Annotated in this window: 18 protein-coding genes; 17 read left to right on the forward strand and 1 reads right to left on the reverse strand. The window is 42.5% G+C overall.

Translation table 11 applies throughout. The features are described 5' to 3' along the window. Positions 1-130: 130 nt before the first annotated feature. The 16 genes from RMO68_RS01505 (at position 131) to RMO68_RS01580 (ending at position 14,259) form a co-directional block, all read left to right on the forward strand. Positions 131-2,245: a ribonucleoside triphosphate reductase gene (locus tag RMO68_RS01505; protein WP_310438939.1), complete on the forward strand. Its 2,115-nt coding sequence runs from the start codon at positions 131-133 to the stop codon at positions 2,243-2,245. Further along, positions 2,242-2,418: an anaerobic ribonucleoside-triphosphate reductase gene (nrdD, locus tag RMO68_RS01510; protein ID WP_310438940.1), complete on the forward strand. Its 177-nt coding sequence runs from the start codon at positions 2,242-2,244 to the stop codon at positions 2,416-2,418. Before RMO68_RS01505 ends, nrdD begins: the two co-directional genes overlap by 4 nt. Next, positions 2,384-3,067, forward strand: a complete 684-nt coding sequence (locus RMO68_RS01515) for an anaerobic ribonucleoside-triphosphate reductase activating protein (RefSeq protein ID WP_310438941.1) — start codon at positions 2,384-2,386, stop codon at positions 3,065-3,067. The genes nrdD and RMO68_RS01515 overlap by 35 nt, the downstream gene beginning before the upstream one ends. Positions 3,068-3,137: 70 nt before the next feature. After that, positions 3,138-3,440, forward strand: a complete 303-nt coding sequence (locus tag RMO68_RS01520; RefSeq protein ID WP_310438942.1) for a c-type cytochrome — start codon at positions 3,138-3,140, stop codon at positions 3,438-3,440. A 264-nt stretch (positions 3,441-3,704) separates the two neighbouring features. Further along, positions 3,705-6,491, forward strand: coding sequence for a nitrate reductase catalytic subunit NapA (gene napA, locus RMO68_RS01525; protein WP_310438943.1), 2,787 nt, complete (start codon positions 3,705-3,707; stop codon positions 6,489-6,491). Positions 6,492-6,493: 2 nt separating this feature from the next. Then, complete coding sequence (gene napG, locus RMO68_RS01530) at positions 6,494-7,306, forward strand: ferredoxin-type protein NapG (protein ID WP_310438944.1); 813 nt, start codon at positions 6,494-6,496, stop codon at positions 7,304-7,306. Continuing rightward, positions 7,307-8,125 carry a quinol dehydrogenase ferredoxin subunit NapH gene (gene napH / locus RMO68_RS01535; RefSeq protein ID WP_310438945.1) on the forward strand — a complete coding sequence of 273 codons (819 nt, stop codon included), beginning with the start codon at positions 7,307-7,309 and terminating at the stop codon, positions 8,123-8,125. Between the two features lie 3 nt (positions 8,126-8,128). After that, positions 8,129-8,713: a nitrate reductase cytochrome c-type subunit gene (locus RMO68_RS01540; protein WP_310438946.1), complete on the forward strand. Its 585-nt coding sequence runs from the start codon at positions 8,129-8,131 to the stop codon at positions 8,711-8,713. Position 8,714: 1 nt separating this feature from the next. Continuing rightward, positions 8,715-9,218, forward strand: a complete 504-nt coding sequence (locus RMO68_RS01545) for a 4Fe-4S binding protein (protein WP_310438947.1) — start codon at positions 8,715-8,717, stop codon at positions 9,216-9,218. Next, the gene (locus RMO68_RS01550) at positions 9,215-10,150 is read left to right on the forward strand and encodes a hypothetical protein (protein ID WP_310438948.1); all 936 of its coding nucleotides are present in this window, start codon (positions 9,215-9,217) and stop codon (positions 10,148-10,150) included. The genes RMO68_RS01545 and RMO68_RS01550 overlap by 4 nt, the downstream gene beginning before the upstream one ends. After that, positions 10,147-10,494, forward strand: coding sequence for a chaperone NapD (locus RMO68_RS01555; protein ID WP_310438949.1), 348 nt, complete (start codon positions 10,147-10,149; stop codon positions 10,492-10,494). Before RMO68_RS01550 ends, RMO68_RS01555 begins: the two co-directional genes overlap by 4 nt. Then, positions 10,494-11,015, forward strand: coding sequence for a PAS domain-containing protein (locus RMO68_RS01560; protein WP_310438950.1), 522 nt, complete (start codon positions 10,494-10,496; stop codon positions 11,013-11,015). Before RMO68_RS01555 ends, RMO68_RS01560 begins: the two co-directional genes overlap by 1 nt. 4 nt (positions 11,016-11,019) lie before the next feature. Next, entirely contained in the window at positions 11,020-11,673 is a 654-nt protein-coding gene (locus RMO68_RS01565) for a Crp/Fnr family transcriptional regulator (protein ID WP_310438951.1), read from the forward strand. Between the two features lie 12 nt (positions 11,674-11,685). Beyond that, the gene (locus RMO68_RS01570; RefSeq protein WP_310438952.1) at positions 11,686-12,696 is read left to right on the forward strand and encodes a type IV pili methyl-accepting chemotaxis transducer N-terminal domain-containing protein; all 1,011 of its coding nucleotides are present in this window, start codon (positions 11,686-11,688) and stop codon (positions 12,694-12,696) included. Between the two features lie 64 nt (positions 12,697-12,760). Further along, positions 12,761-13,726 carry a GTP 3',8-cyclase MoaA gene (gene moaA, locus RMO68_RS01575; protein ID WP_310438953.1) on the forward strand — a complete coding sequence of 322 codons (966 nt, stop codon included), beginning with the start codon at positions 12,761-12,763 and terminating at the stop codon, positions 13,724-13,726. A 92-nt stretch (positions 13,727-13,818) separates the two neighbouring features. Continuing rightward, positions 13,819-14,259, forward strand: a complete 441-nt coding sequence (locus RMO68_RS01580) for a hypothetical protein (protein ID WP_310438954.1) — start codon at positions 13,819-13,821, stop codon at positions 14,257-14,259. Between the two features lie 168 nt (positions 14,260-14,427). Here the strand turns inward: RMO68_RS01580 and RMO68_RS01585 are convergent, their stop codons facing one another. Then, the gene (locus tag RMO68_RS01585) at positions 14,428-14,811 is read right to left on the reverse strand and encodes a hypothetical protein (RefSeq protein ID WP_310438955.1); all 384 of its coding nucleotides are present in this window, start codon (positions 14,809-14,811) and stop codon (positions 14,428-14,430) included. Positions 14,812-14,969: 158 nt separating this feature from the next. Here RMO68_RS01585 and RMO68_RS01590 point away from each other — a divergent pair, with 158 nt between their 5' ends. Then, positions 14,970-15,569, forward strand: coding sequence for a hypothetical protein (locus tag RMO68_RS01590; protein ID WP_310438956.1), 600 nt, complete (start codon positions 14,970-14,972; stop codon positions 15,567-15,569). The last annotated feature ends 187 nt before the right edge of the window (positions 15,570-15,756 follow it).

Genomic DNA, 15,756 nt, shown 5'->3' on the forward strand with positions numbered 1-15,756 from the left:
GTATTGACGAAGGTCAAGATGAGTCAATTTTTCAAACTTCTAAAATTGACCCAAGTCAAAGACAATAATTTCATAATTAAATACAATGATCTCTATAAAATAATTTGTCAATTTTGGAGGAGATATACCAATGTCGAGTATTCAACGTGTGATCAAGCGAGACGGCTCTTCAGAGCTGTATCACCCTTTTAAAATTGAAGATGCAATTCGCAAAGCGTATGAGAGTGTACAACTCAGCGTCAATGAGGATGTCATAACTAAAGTACTGTTTCAGATTGTATATAAGGGTATTTTTGAAGTCGAAAAGATCCAAGATCTGATCGAAGAAGAGCTGCATAAATCGGGTGCATTTAGTGTGATGAAGTCGTTTATCACCTATCGTTTTTTGCATAAAATGCAACGAGAGCATATTTTGGGTTTGGATGAAGATACTACCTATGTCAACTCGACTCAAAGTGTCGAAGAGTATATTCAGAAATCCGACTGGCGCGTTAATGCCAATGCCAATACGGGTTATTCCAATGCGGGACTCGTCAATAACCTCGCAGGCAAGGTAATCGCTAATTTTTGGCTCGATAAAGTGTATGCTCCTCATGAGGGTGCAGCGCATCGTAACGGCGATATTCATATTCATGATCTCGATTGCCTTACGGGGTACTGCGCCGGATGGAGTCTACGTGCGCTGTTAAATGAAGGATTCAACGGGGTTCGGGGGCGTGTTGAGAGTGCTCCGCCGCGTCATCTGCGAGAAGCACTGGGACAAATGGCGAATTTTTTAGGGATTTTACAATCCGAATGGGCGGGAGCACAGGCATTTAGCTCGTTCGATACCTATTTGGCTCCGTATGTTTTTATCGATGCACTACCATTTTCAGAAGTCAAAAAAGCGATACGGGGGTTTGTTTATAATCTCAATGTCCCCGCACGCTGGGGACAATCACCCTTTACCAACGTAACGATCGATTGGGTGGTTCCCGAAGATTTAAGAGAGCAGTTTCCTACCTACCGCGATCATCATCTTTTTGAGGAGATAACCGAAACCGTACATCATCAGCGAAAATTACATGAGCGTGGAAAACGGCTGCTAAAAGAGCTGACCTATGGAGATTTTCAAAAAGAAATGAATATCATCAACCGTGCCTTTTATGAGGTAATGACCGAAGGAGATGAGGGAGGGCAGCCTTTTACTTTTCCGATTCCTACGGTTAACATCACGGAGGATTTCGACTGGTATGGAGAAAATACTGATATCTTATTCGAAAATACGGCAAAGATCGGTTCCAGTTATTTTCAGAATTTTATCGGAAGTCAGTATATCCGTAATGATGTCGGAGAGTTAATTGAAAATCCACATGCCTATAAACCCGGAGCGGTAAGGAGCATGTGCTGTCGGTTACAACTCGATTTGCGAGAACTGCTTAAACGAGGTAATGGGCTTTTCGGGAGTGCTGAGATGACCGGAAGTATCGGAGTAGTGACGATTAATATGGCACGTTTAGGATACCTCTATAAAAATGATTATGAGGGGTTGATACAAGCGTTGGATAGATTATTGGAAATAGCGTATTCAACGTTGGAAAAAAAGAGACGCTTTGTACAAGATATGTTTGATCGCGGACTTTATCCCTATACCGCTCGCTATCTCAAAGATTTTCGGAACCATTTTTCAACGATCGGTGTCAATGGAATGAATGAAATGCTCCGTAATTTTACAGAGGACAATGAAAATATTTCAGGGAGTTATGGGATCGATATGGTGAAGAATATTCTTGATCATTTACGGGATCAAATGCGCTTTTTCCAAGAAGAGAGCGGAAATCTTTATAATCTCGAAGCAACACCGGCAGAGGGGACAACGTACCGTTTTGCTAAAGAAGATAAAAAACGTTATCCAGAGATCTTACAAGCCGGCGAGGGGGAGCATATCTATTATACAAACAGTTCACAGCTCCCTGTCTCCTTTACGGATGACCCTTTCGAGGCACTGAGTCTCCAAGATGAGCTTCAATGTCGCTATACGGGAGGAACCGTACTCCATTTGTATATGAATGAGCGGCTGAGTTCAGGTGAAGCGTGCCGAGCTATGGTCAAAAACATCATCACCAATTTCCGTCTCCCCTACATCACCGTTACCCCGACATTTTCAATTTGTCCGCACCATGGCTATTTGAGCGGAGAATATGAATTTTGTCCGAAATGCGATGAGCAAATAGTGAGTCAATACCAACACAAGGAAAATGTATGAAGTCCCATGAAATTTTAGAAGTAAACAAGAGCTTGCGTACACGTTGCATGGTCTATACCCGTGTGATGGGATACCACCGTCCGGTAGAGAGTTTTAATCTCGGTAAAAAAGGGGAGCATAAAGAGCGAACCTGCTTTCATGAATCCTCTAAACGTCATGTTGCCGCTTTATGATATCACCCGCTTTACCCTTCTAGACTACCCCGATATCCCTGCCGCCATTTTTTGGTTTGCGGGATGTAACCTGCGATGCACCTACTGTTATAACCCCGATATTGTTTTCGGCCAAGGAAAACTTAGTGAAGAAGAAGCCCTAGCGTTTTTATCCTCACGGCTCGGATTGCTCGAGGGGGTAGTTCTAAGCGGCGGAGAGTGTACTCTCTATCCAAACTTGATCTCTTTTTGCCGTTCGATCAAAGCGCTCGGATTTAAAATAAAAATGGATACCAATGCCATGCGTCCCGATGTGATTCGTGCGCTAATCCGTGAGGATCTGATCGATTACGCCGCATTGGATTACAAAGCACCAGCATCCAAAATGACCGATATCTGCGGTGGCGGAAGTGAAAAACGGTTTTGGGAGTGTTTTGATACGCTTCAATACTTTAATACAGCATTTGAAGTTCGAACAACGTTTCATCCAGATCTTCTCAGCGAAGAGGAGATCATTACCATGAGTAATAAGTTAAAAGCTGTGGGCTATCAGAAACCTTTTTATGTGCAGCTTTTTCGAGAAGGTGTTCAAACGTTAGGTAGGATTGAAACATCGATTCGTCTCGCAGATGTTGAACGCTTAGCTCATTTTGTTACCCTGCGTAAATAAATTGACTCAGGTCAAAGCTTTTGATTTGGAAACGATCTATAATTTCCCATATTAACAGTAGGAGCTTTGTATGAAAAAAAGTTTGATGGTATTGGCAACATTGATCGCTCTAGGTTTCGTGAGTGCTCATGCAGCAGAAGACGGTGCGGCACTTTATAAAAAATGTGCATCCTGTCATGGACCAGCCGGTGAAAAAGCGGCACTCGGTAAAAGTAAAATTATTAAAGATATGAGCGCGGCACAAATTACGACCGCTCTCAAAGGGTATAAAGACGGCAGTTACGGCGCTGCTCAAAAAGCTCTTATGAAAGGGCAAGTAGCATCTCTCAATGATGCTCAAATTTCTGCAATCGCTGCACATATCTCTAAATAATCTCCTCACCCTTCGGGGTGATCTTTCCAGACAGTGTTTCCTTTCTTTTGCTTGACCTCCTATAGAAAAAAATCGCTGTTTGGACAGATCTTCATTTCTTTCCACTTTTTTTATCATAAATTCATTTTCCTTGACTTAGGTCAATTTTTAAAATCACTTATTACATTAGAATTATTAGTGTAATTAAAAGAAAGCACTTCTGAAAAGTTTTGAAAAGAACTTTTTAGAGGTGCTCTCTAAATAATCCATTAAAAAGGATCAACAATGCAAGAAAGTCGTAGAGATTTTTTAAAAGCCAGCGCTGCTAGCGCTGCTGCTGCGGCAGTAGGGATGGTTTTGCCGAGTGAGGTTGAAGCTGCTAGTAAAACAGGCGAATCAGGATGGCGTTGGGACAAAGCGGTATGCCGTTTCTGCGGAACAGGATGCGGTGTTATGGTCGCAACCCAAAATGACAAAATTATCGCGGTCAAAGGCGATCCGGCAGCTCCGGTGAATAAAGGGCTTAACTGTATCAAGGGGTATTTTCTCGCGAAAATCATGTACGGAGCTGACCGTTTGACTCAACCGCTATTACGTGTTGGTGCGAATGGAGAGTTTAGTAAAAAAGGGAAATTTCAACCGGTGAGTTGGGAAAGAGCTTTTGATGTTATGGCAGATAAGTTCAAAGAGACGTATGCTAAAAACGGTCCTACATCGGTTGGGGTATTTGGTTCAGGTCAATATACGATCCATGAAGGGTACGCCGCACTTAAACTGATGAAAGCAGGTTTTCGATCTAATAATATTGACCCTAATGCACGTCACTGTATGGCATCAGCGGTTACCGGATTTATGCAAACGTTCGGTATCGATGAACCGGCGGGCTGTTACGATGATATTGAGCTGACCGATACGATCGTGACATGGGGTGCCAATATGGCGGAGATGCATCCGATCCTTTGGTCACGCGTATCCGATCGTAAACTCACCAACAAAGCAAAAGTAAAAGTCGTTAATCTCTCTACCTATACACAACGTACTTCGGATTTGGCCGATATCGAGATTATTTTCCGACCGAGTACCGATTTGGCAATTTGGAACTACATTGCACGTGAGCTAGTTTACAACGCTCCTGAATCGATTGACTGGAAATATGTCAAAGAAAACTGTGTATTTGCGACAAGCTGGGTTGATACCGGATATGGAATGCGTAACAATGTTAACCATCCAAAATTCCGTGAATCGGAAAAAGATACGGTAGCCAAAGAGGTTTCGAAAAAAGTGGGCGCGTTAGAGGGACCTGCACTCAAACCATTTGGATATGAGAGCGGTGAGACCATGAAAATGACTCACAATGCAACTGCTGCGGAAAACTGGGTTATTACTTTTGAAGAGTTTAAACGTGGGTTAGCACCGTATACTCTCGATTACGTCGCGAGTGTTGCTAAAGGTAATCCGGATGAGGATATCGAAGCGTTCAAGAAAAAACTCAAAGCGCTTGCCGATCTCTACATCGAAAAAGGGCGTAAAGTTGTCAGTTTCTGGACAATGGGCTTCAATCAGCACACACGTGGTACATGGGTAAATTCTCAATCGTACATGGTCCATATGTTACTCGGAAAACAAGCAAAACCGGGTTCTGGGGCATTCTCTCTTACCGGTCAGCCATCGGCGTGTGGAACAGCGCGTGAAGTCGGAACATTTAGCCACCGTCTCCCTGCGGATATGGTCGTTATGAATCCTAAACACCGTGAACACTCTGAACACATCTGGAAAGTTCCAGCAGGAACGATCAATCCGGTAGCCGGAAGCCATTTTGTCCAGATTATGCGTGATTTAGAAGATGGTAAAGTGAAATGGGCATGGGTTCAGGTTAATAACCCATGGCAAGATACCGCCAATGCAAACCACTGGATCAAAGCGGCGCGTGAGATGGATAATTTCATCGTCTGTTCGGATGCTTATCCTGGTATTTCAGCAAAAGTAGCCGATTTGATCCTCCCATCGGCGATGATTTATGAGAAATGGGGTGGATACGGTAATGCCGAACGCCGTACACAGCAATGGAAACAGCAAGTAACTCCGGTCGGTCAAGCGATGGGAGATTTGTGGCAAACGGCAGAATTTGCTAAACGCTTCACCCTTGCCGAAGTCTGGAAAGAGTGGAAAATCAACGATAAAGTAACGATCCCAAGTGTACTAGGTGAAGCTCAAAAAATGGGATATAAACCGACCGATACATTGTTTGATGTCTTGTTCGCTAATGCGGAAGCAAAAAGTTATAAATGGCCTGATCCGATCGGCAAAGGGTTTGCTAATACTGAAGCGGGCGGTGATAAACGTAATGTCCTCGGAAGCGATGGCAAGCCGTTTAAAGGATACGGTTTCTTTATCCATAAATACATCTGGGAAGAGTATCGCAAATTCGGTCTCGGTCACGGGCATGACTTGGCCGATTTTGATACCTATCACCGTGTTCGCGGCTTAAAATGGCCGGTTGTTAACGGTAAAGAGACACAATGGCGTTTTAACGCGAAATACGATCCGTATGCGAAGAAAACAGGCCGTGAGTTTGCCTTCTACGGTGAATTTAGCAAAGTGATCCAACAAGGGACTCTTGCCGGGCCGGATGCTTCGAAACCAAAAGTGGATTTGAGCAATAAAGCGAAAATATTTATGCACCCTTATATGGAGCCGCCTGAAACTCCGAGCAAAGAGTATCCATTGTGGCTCTGTACGGGTCGTGTACTCGAACATTGGCATTCTGGAACGATGACTATGCGTGTACCTGAACTCTATCGAGCAGTTCCTGAGGCTCTTTGCTATATGCATCCTGAAACGGCTAAAGATATGGGAGCAAAAGACGGTGAACTGGTATGGGTTGAATCACGTCGCGGTAAAGTAAAAGCCCGTGTTGAAACACGAGGACGTAATCGACCGCCTAAATCATTGGTATTCGTCCCTTGGTTTGATGAAAAAGTGTATATCAACAAAGTATGTTTAGATGCAACCTGTCCGATTTCTAAACAAACCGACTTCAAAAAATGTGCGGTCAAGGTCTATAAGGCTTAACCATGGCAACGGAAAAACAGCTCCCGATGAGTGAACGTCGCCGATTTTTATTGCAAGCATTGCAAGGGATCGGGTTAGCAACACTTGGGGCATTAACATGGAGTGCGTACATCGATGAAGCGAGTGCTGCTTCTCTCGTTTTGCGTCCTCCGGGAGCACTGAGCGAAGAAGATTTCTTATCGCACTGTATTCGTTGCGGGTTGTGTGTCGAAGCATGTCCGTATGATACGCTTCGTCTTGCCCGTGCCGGAGATAATGTTCCGGTAGGAACTCCTTATTTTATCGCGCGGGAAATCCCGTGTTATATGTGTAAAGATATTCCCTGTGTCCCACCATGTCCTACGGGTGCGTTGGAGGAGTCATTGGTCATGAAAATGGCGAAAGACGGTCATAAAGTTTTCGATATCGGCATGGCGAAGATGGGGATTGCAGTGATCGATTCGGATCAGTGTGTTGCTTTTTGGGGTGTCCAATGTGATGCCTGTTATCGAGCGTGCCCGTTGATCAACGAAGCGATTGTAATCGATCATAGTCGAAATGACCGTACGGGGAAACATGCCCTGCTGGTTCCCCGTGTAATCGGAGATGTGTGTACCGGATGCGGAATGTGCGAAAAAGCGTGTGTGACTGAGAAAGCCTCTATTTTCGTCTTGCCTTTGGAAGTTGCTAAAGGGAAAGCCGGAAGCAATTACATCAAAGGGTGGGATGAAAAAGATGAAAAACGTCTGGAAACCCAAACAGGGGGCGGTGAAACGACTGTAACCCCAACCAGTTCGCAAAAACCGGTCGATTATCTAAATGATGAGGAGTTTTAAATGGAGTGGCTTAAAAAACACCGATTTTTAATTCTTCGCCGCTTGACACAAATGTCGATGATTGTCCTCTATTTCGGAGCTCATGCGTGGGGATGGAAAGTTCTCGAAGGTAATCTAGGGAGCTCATTGGTTATGGGAACGATCCCTTTAGCTGATCCGTTTGCAGTGATTCAAATGTCTGCAGCGGGTGCGTTGCTGGGACTGGATGTACTTATTGGAGCAGCTATTATCACGCTGTTCTACGCCCTCATCGGCGGAAGAGCTTTTTGCAGCTGGGTGTGTCCGATCAACATGGTTACCGATGCAGCCAATGGATTGCGCCGTGTCTTGCGGATTAACGAAGTGGAGCGTCGAGTTGTGATCAGCCGACATCTTCGCTATTGGGTATTAGCGCTCTCAATCGCCCTTTCAGCGATTTTTGGAGTTGCGGCATTTGAATTTATCAGTCCTATCGGGATGCTGAACCGTGGCCTTATTTTTGGTATCGGGTTCGGCGCTGCCGTTGTGGCAGGTGTTTTTCTCTTCGATCTATTTGGAGTAAAAAACGGGTTTTGCGGTCATCTGTGTCCGTTGGGTGGATTTCATTCGCTCATTGGACGATTCAGTGTGATCCGTGTAAAACACAATCAGGAAAAATGTACGCTGTGTATGAAATGCACCACTATTTGCCCTGAAAAACCGGTCTTACATATGATCGGTAAACGAAGTGAATTTGTCGTCATGGGTGAGTGTACTAATTGTGCTCGCTGTGTTGAAGTGTGTGATGATAATGCTTTAAATTTTGATATTCGCCTATTTAAACAACAAGGTAAGGAGTAACACATGAAGAAAAGTGTGATCAGCGTTGTTACAGCTTTAGTGCTGGGAACTACATGGCTCTCAGGAGCAGCTCAAAACAAAGATATTGCAGATGAGTCCTTAGGACTTTCAAAAGTAAGTGTTGATGCAGACACGGGATTGGTTGAAAAACCTTATACCTACAAAGGTGCTGCTCCAGGAGCAGGAAATAAACGGATCCCTCGCGCATACGATAATGCACCACCGATGATTCCGCATGATATCAGTGAGTTGCCGATCATTACCCAAGAAGAGAATGCTTGTACCTCATGCCATATGCCCGAAGTTGCCCCAAGTGTCGGAGCAGTTTCTATCCCAAAATCGCATTTGACAAATTTGCGTAAAATGGAAGATCTCAAAGGGGAATTGTATCAAGGTCGTTGGAACTGTACACAATGTCATGCACCGCAAGCGGAACTCGATCCGGCCGTAATGAACAAATTTAAAGGAGCTTACCGTAAAAAAATCGGTGGCGAGTATAAAACGAATTTGATCAAAACACTTCGTGATGGGGTAATGGAAGATAAAACCGGATCATTTGATTTAAATAAAGATTTGTTGGAAGATTAAAATGGATTCACGTCGCGGATTTTTTACCTCATTGGTTGCATTGGCTACGGGAGCTGGGAAGGAAGAGAAACCTTTTCATCCTCATCTCCCAGGCTTTATCGTTGAAAATAGCGATAATTGCCTAAGCTGTACTACTTCTGCATGTAAAAATGTTTGCGAAGAGGGGATCATAGTTCGTGAAGAATCAACCGTTCCTTATCTCGATTTTTCACGTCGTGGCTGTACCTTTTGCGGAGAGTGTATCACTGCATGTGAAAGTGATTGTTTTGTTGCAGAGCCTATAACGTCGCTAAAAGCTGAAATCAAAATCGGTATTTTAAGCTGTTTGGCGTGGAATAAAACAATTTGTCGAAGTTGTGCTGACGTTTGTAACGATAAAGCGATACAATTTATCGGATTATGGAATCCTGAGATCGATTCAAATGCATGTACCGCATGCGGATTTTGTATTGGAGTATGTCCAGCCTTTACGATCACACTCCATCCTCTCAAGGAGAGCACATGAAATCTTTTTTATTTGTACTGTATTTCTCTCTGACACTCTATGCGGGGGTGATTTCTCCGAAAGTGAGTGTGAAAACCTCTTCACCGGTTTTAGATTTTGTGGTTAGAGGAGGAGATATTTGGGCCGGAACCGCGAATGGCGAGGCTTTGCATATCACCCCAAAAGGAAAAATCATCTCCACAACCGTACTTCCGGTTATCGAAGATTCATGGGGTGAGAAAATAAAGCAGAAAATCATGAGTATTGATCTCTCATCGGATGCTAAAACGTTGATCGTAGCGGGAGAAGATGGCTGTTTATACACCATCCGTGGGGGAAAAGTGGCTAAAACCTCTTTTTCCACTAAAACCGTTGTGAAAAAAATCGCATTTATTTCAGAGTTCAAAGTTGCACTGGCACTCTTGAGCAATGAAGTGGTCTTTTTTGATCTTAAAACCAATCGGATTATGAAAACGCTCAGCGGAGGAACCTCACCGCTGAGTGATATGGCGCTATCTACGGATAAAAAAATAGCGGTTATTGCCGGAGAGGCGGGGGTTGTTTCGGTTATCGATACGGCTGTGATGAAAATCATCCGTCGTATTGAGGGGGGGAATGTCGATAATATTTATAAAATAGATATCCAAAACAATCGTGTTCTCACCGCCGGTCAAGATCGCCGTGCGATACTCTATACCCTCGATGGGAAAAGCTATTCCCGCTTTGAGGGCTCTTTTTTAATCTACACCGTAGCCCTTTCCCCGAGTGCAGGGGTGATGGCAGCCGCGATGGATGAAGAGAATTTGATCAGTGTTTTTGATACGATCAAGCGTCAAAAAATTGCTATGGCAAAAGGGCACACTGCGACGCTGAACCGTATTGCCTTTATCGATGAAAAGCGGTTCGTATCATGTGCCGATGAAAATAAAATTCTATTTTGGGAGTTACCATGAACATATCAAGTGTTGTCGTTAAATGTGCGCCGGAGTACATAGCATTCGTGCTAGAACAATTACGAGCGAATAATCAGTGTGAGGTTTATGCTCACGATGAGTTGGGTCGAATCATCATTATTTTAGAAGGTGAAACGACAGAAGAAGAGTCTGAAAAACTCCGTGTTATTCAAGAAATTCCCCATATTCTCTCCGCAGAAATGGCAATGGCTTACAGCGAAAGTGAATTTTCTGATGAAGAGGGGAAATTAGAGCGCGTTGATGAGCAGCTTATGGAACGTCTCAATGCAGATGATATCGATGCCAAAGACATCGTCTACCATGGACACCTAAAGGATAAATAATGAAAACGCTCTGTATCGAGACAGAAGTTCCGAGCGATGAGCTGATTGTATCGCATACGAATCTTTATGGGATCATTACCTATGCTAACGAAACCTTTGCCGATATTAGCGGTTACGAGATCGACGAGTTGCTCGGTAAACCGCACAATATCGTTCGTCATCCTGATATGCCTTCATCGTTGTTTGCCAATCTATGGGAAACACTGGGTGAGGGGAGAATGTGGTCCGGCTATGTGAAAAACCTTCGTAAAGATGGTGGATTTTACTGGGTATACGCACAAGTCTCAGGTTTGATAGATAAAAATGAAAATTTGATCGGATACAAATCGCTTCGTGCACCGGTAGAGAGTGCCAAGCGCCATGAACTCGAAGCTAATTATGCCAGACTCAAAGAGATGGAAGAAAATGTGATCAAACTGAGCGAATGGATTGATCGCGAAACGTTTAAAAAACTTGAGTCTCTTTCAAGTGAACAGAACCGTTCGATCCGTGATATTCTCAAAGAGATAATAGGTCAATAAAAGAATGGATTTTAACCAAACGGCTAAAAAACTTTTGTTGTTTCAGGGACTTTCTTCTCGTGATTTGGAGTTGATTGCAGCGCAATCATCTACAAAAACGTTTGAGAAGGGAGAACTCCTTTTTTACGAGGGGGACGATCTTCCGTATTGGTATTTTGTGGTCGATGGAATTTTACGTACCTATAAACTCTCCCATGATGAACATGAAATTTCCATCTGCTATAACGAATCCTCGATGGCATTAAGTGATATCCGTTTCGAGAATAATCGTTACATCACTAAAACATTCGGTACCATCGAAGCACAAAGCAAAGGGACGCTGATCGGGATAAAAACTTCGGCATTATCTCTGTTATTTACCCAAAGTCCTGAATTTGCCCTTCGCTGTTTCCACAGTGTTTTGGTGAGTGTGGAGAATTATCAGCGTACTTTTTTTAACAATATGGTTCTCGATGCGATGGGAAAAGTCGCTTTTATGCTGGTCCATGAGCTCGATAAATTTAACCGGCTCAAAAAACAGGAAATTGCGGCATTGCTAAATATACAGCCGGAAACTCTATCGCGTTTACTGGGGAAACTCGTTCGCAAAGAGATCATAGTGATTGATGGGTCGGTGAGAGTCTTAGATCTTAACGCACTGAAATCACTGTATAATTAGACGAGGTATACGATGAAAAAAATTACGTCTCGAATCAAAATTATCAGTTTTATCCTTTCCTTATTACTTGTCAGTTTGATTGCCATAACCGTTTACATGAATGAGCAAAGCAAGCATGATGGCTATGTTATCCATATCGTCGGTAAAGAGCGGATGTTAACTCAAAAAATGGCAAAAGAGCTTTTTTTAAATCTTCATCGTGCTTCATCTGATTTTTCACCTTTTAGTGAAGCCAAAAATGAGTTCATGCTCAATCTCAGATCACTCCAAAGCGGTACTTATGATGGGAAAATTGCTCCTCCTCCAAACGATGATATCGCTGAGCGGCTTGAGAAAATAGGGGGTCTGAGTGATCGATTTTTGACGATGGCCGAAACTATTAAAGTTAAAATAGAATTAAAATCTTCCCCCTCTGAAGAGGAGATTTCCGAACTCTACCAGCTCAACAATCTTCTTTTAGATCAAATCGATCAAACGGTACATGCTTATACAGCCGCTTCGGAAGATAAAATAGAGCGACTACAGTGGATTCAGTACATTGGAGCGTTTGTAACTCTTATCGCAGTAATCGGCAGTATCCTGCTGAGTAAAAAAATTGACGAAGAATTCGACCGCTTTTTGAGCAATGCCAAAGAGGTTTCTCAAATTCGTTGTGATGACCTACACATGGAACCGGTTGGTGTTTCAGAGCCTCGAAGTGAGCTGATGCAAGCCGAATCGGATATGAAAACTTTTTTGCTGCATGTCGAAAAAGTGGTTCATAAGGCACAAAGCGCTTTGATCGAATCACAAAATACATTGGTACAAATCGAAGACGCCGCGAAAACAATGGAACAGCAGTTATCACAAACCTCACTTAGCGACCCCTCCAAAGCAGAAATCGAAGATTACATCGATATGTCTGAAAATCTCACGATCAACTCTCTTGAAAAGATCGCCAATACTCAACAGATGCTCGATAAATTCCAAGGGATGTTGGATAAAATCGTGGTCAAAATGGAGCAGAACGATAGCCGTTCTTGACATAAGTCAAGAACAATCCCTCTTTTTTTAGTGATACTCTTGTTATTGAATACAAGGGTTGAAAATGCTAGTGGATCGATTCGGACGTCAAGTGACCTATTTACGTGTATCGGTTACCGAACGGTGCAATTTTCGGTGCCGTTATTGCATGGCTGAAAAACCTTTTAGCTGGGTTCCAAAAGAAAATCTACTGAGCTATGAAGAACTCTTCGCGTTTATCAAAATCGCCATCGACAGTGGTATTACTAAAATCCGTCTCACCGGCGGCGAACCGACAACTCGCGAAAACCTCGATGAACTTATTTCTATGATTTACGCCTATGCACCTCATATCGATATAGGGCTAACGACGAACGGATTTTTATTACCTGCTATTGCCGCCAAACTCAAACAAGCCGGTCTCAAACGAATTAATGTTTCACTCGATTCGCTCGATTCTGATATTGCGCGCCATATTGCCCAAAAAGAGGTGTTGGAACCGGTGTTGAGAGGAATTGATGCGGCCCTTGAAGCGGGGTTGAACGTAAAAATAAACAGTGTCATCTTGAAAAATATTAATGAGCATGAAATTGTTCAGCTCTTTGAGTTTGCCCGCAGTCATGGGGCTCAGATCCGCTACATCGAATACATGGAAAATAGCTTTGCCAACAGCAGTGTAAAAGGTCTCAAATCTCAAGAGATATTGGATGTTTTAAAAAATCATATTGATTTTACACCGATTCCCAAAGAGGAGGGGGGACCTGCCAATCTTTATAAGACACATGATGGATACCGATTCGGGACAATCGAACCCCATCGCCATGATTTTTGCTCTACATGCGATCGACTGCGCCTTAGTGCAGAGGGTGATTTGATCGGATGCCTCTATTTTGAGGGATCGAAAAGTATCAAAGAGGCAATTCGAGATGAAAATACCTTTAAAGCAAAAGAGATTTTAGAAGAGGTAGTACTCAATAAACCTGAAAAAAATCTGTGGGGTTCGGAAGAATTTAGTGTTTCCAACCGTGCTTTTTATGAAACGGGTGGCTAACAGTAATTTGATTATTATAACTTCTTGATATAAATCAATTCTCTTCTCCTGAGGAGGCTATATAATCATGAAAATTATTATAAGAGTATTCAATGCATATTATTTTGTATCTTCATATACTTGCTGCGTGTGCCTGGATTGGAGGCGGTTTGCTCCTTTTCGGATTAGGGATTTTTATCCGTGAAAAAGAGATACAAGAACGTATTTATGGTGCAATCGGTCCATTTTACGGCTATTTTGAGAGTGTTTGGCTTCTTATCTTGATCACTACCGGCTTTGTGTTGGCTGGGCAGTACAATCTGTTTCAGGTGAGTGGAGATGGGAGTGAACTTGGTTCATGGGTTCATCGCAAAATGGTGCTCGTCGGATTAATCTCTCTGGCAACGTTGGTTCATTTGTATATCGCCTTTGCAACCCACGGGAAAAAAAGAACCCGCATGGAAACCTTGTTATCCCGTGGTGGATCGCTGTCGATTTTTCTGCTGAATCTAGCGATTTTGGCGGTTGCCATACAGATCCGTACAATATTATGAAACGTAAGGTATACGGTGCGCTGTTATTACTGATCTATTTTACGAAATGGCCCTTATTTATTGGTATTCCGTTAATGTATCTGATTACACCCTATGAATCAAATCTTGTGATGAATAGCTTTTGGTTTCTTTCATTTGTTGCTATATTTTGGGATATAGTTCGTAAATTTACAAATGCATAAACTGTGACAGTATGACAATAAATATAACAAAATAAAAGGGGAGGGTATGGGATTTAAAAATCCACGGATCTATTTTCAGAATTTTTTGATTAAATCCCCGTATTCCCAACCATAATCCTAGAAATGCTTTTAAGGCTAAGATACTCTGAAAATAAGAAAGTCCCTCCGGTGCTATAGAACCAAAAAGGGTATGGATCAGATATAAGCCCGTTCCGACTGCCACAAATAAAGAATAGGGGACGACATTACGAACATAGATCATAAAAGCACTGCGAGCTTTCGTGTATTCTTCATTATCCAGAGAATTTTGCATTCGAGATAGAAAAAGATAATCGGTCATCAAAAAACCGCCATAGATGAAGGCAGACAACAGGTGTATTGTATGTATGGTGATGTAAATCAAAAAATACTCCTTATTTTTTCGACACATTATCAGAAACATCGGATTTATGAATTGATTTCGGTCAAGAAGCTAATTACTACATCAATGTATAATTTTAATATGTAAAACTTTTCAAGGCAAAATAAATGACACCTATTTTTTTCAAATCTATCCCCAAATTATCCCTCTATGATCCGTTGGCTGAGATGCTCGGAGCAGCTCATGATGGAGTGATAAAATACTCCTATGCCGAATGCGTAAAACTTGCGGGGCATTCATGTCCTACTGTTGCCGGAACTTATTTGATGCTGCTCAAGGGGCTTAAACTTCTCTATCCAGACGCTCTGCCTAGGCGGGGAGAAATACGTGTATTGATGTCTGGTACATTAGGAGATGGGGTTGTAGGCGTCATGGCAAATATTGCCTCTTTTGTTACAGGGGCTACTGATATTAGCGGCTTTCATGGATTGGGAGGTAAATTTGATCGACGTAATCTGTTAAGATTTGAAGCTGATATTGATGGAGATCTAGCATTAGAAAGAGTTGATACAGGAGAACGTGTTACTCTGTCCTATAATCCTAGAATCGTTCCTGCTGACCCGAAAATGGGGGAGTGGCTAGAACTTATACTCACTGATAAAGGAAATTTTGAAATTGAGAGATTATTTCAAACCGCATGGCAAGATAGGGTGAAATTAATCCTAACGGATTATGCCAATCATCCAGGGGTAGTAATTCCAACATAATTTATCTTATTTTGCTTGAGGAGTAGCTGGGCAGGTTTTGTTTTTACAATGAGTAGTTTTAGCTACGATTTTATATAGTTACATCGAAATCTATGAGAATTAATCATAAAAAAATAGACATGAATATATGAAGATGTCTAAAAAGATGGTTTTTAGAAAATAGAAAGTAATTTTCCCCAAAAGGGAA

The sequence above is a fragment of the Sulfuricurvum sp. genome (assembly GCF_031427015.1).
Lineage (GTDB): Bacteria > Campylobacterota > Campylobacteria > Campylobacterales > Sulfurimonadaceae > Sulfuricurvum.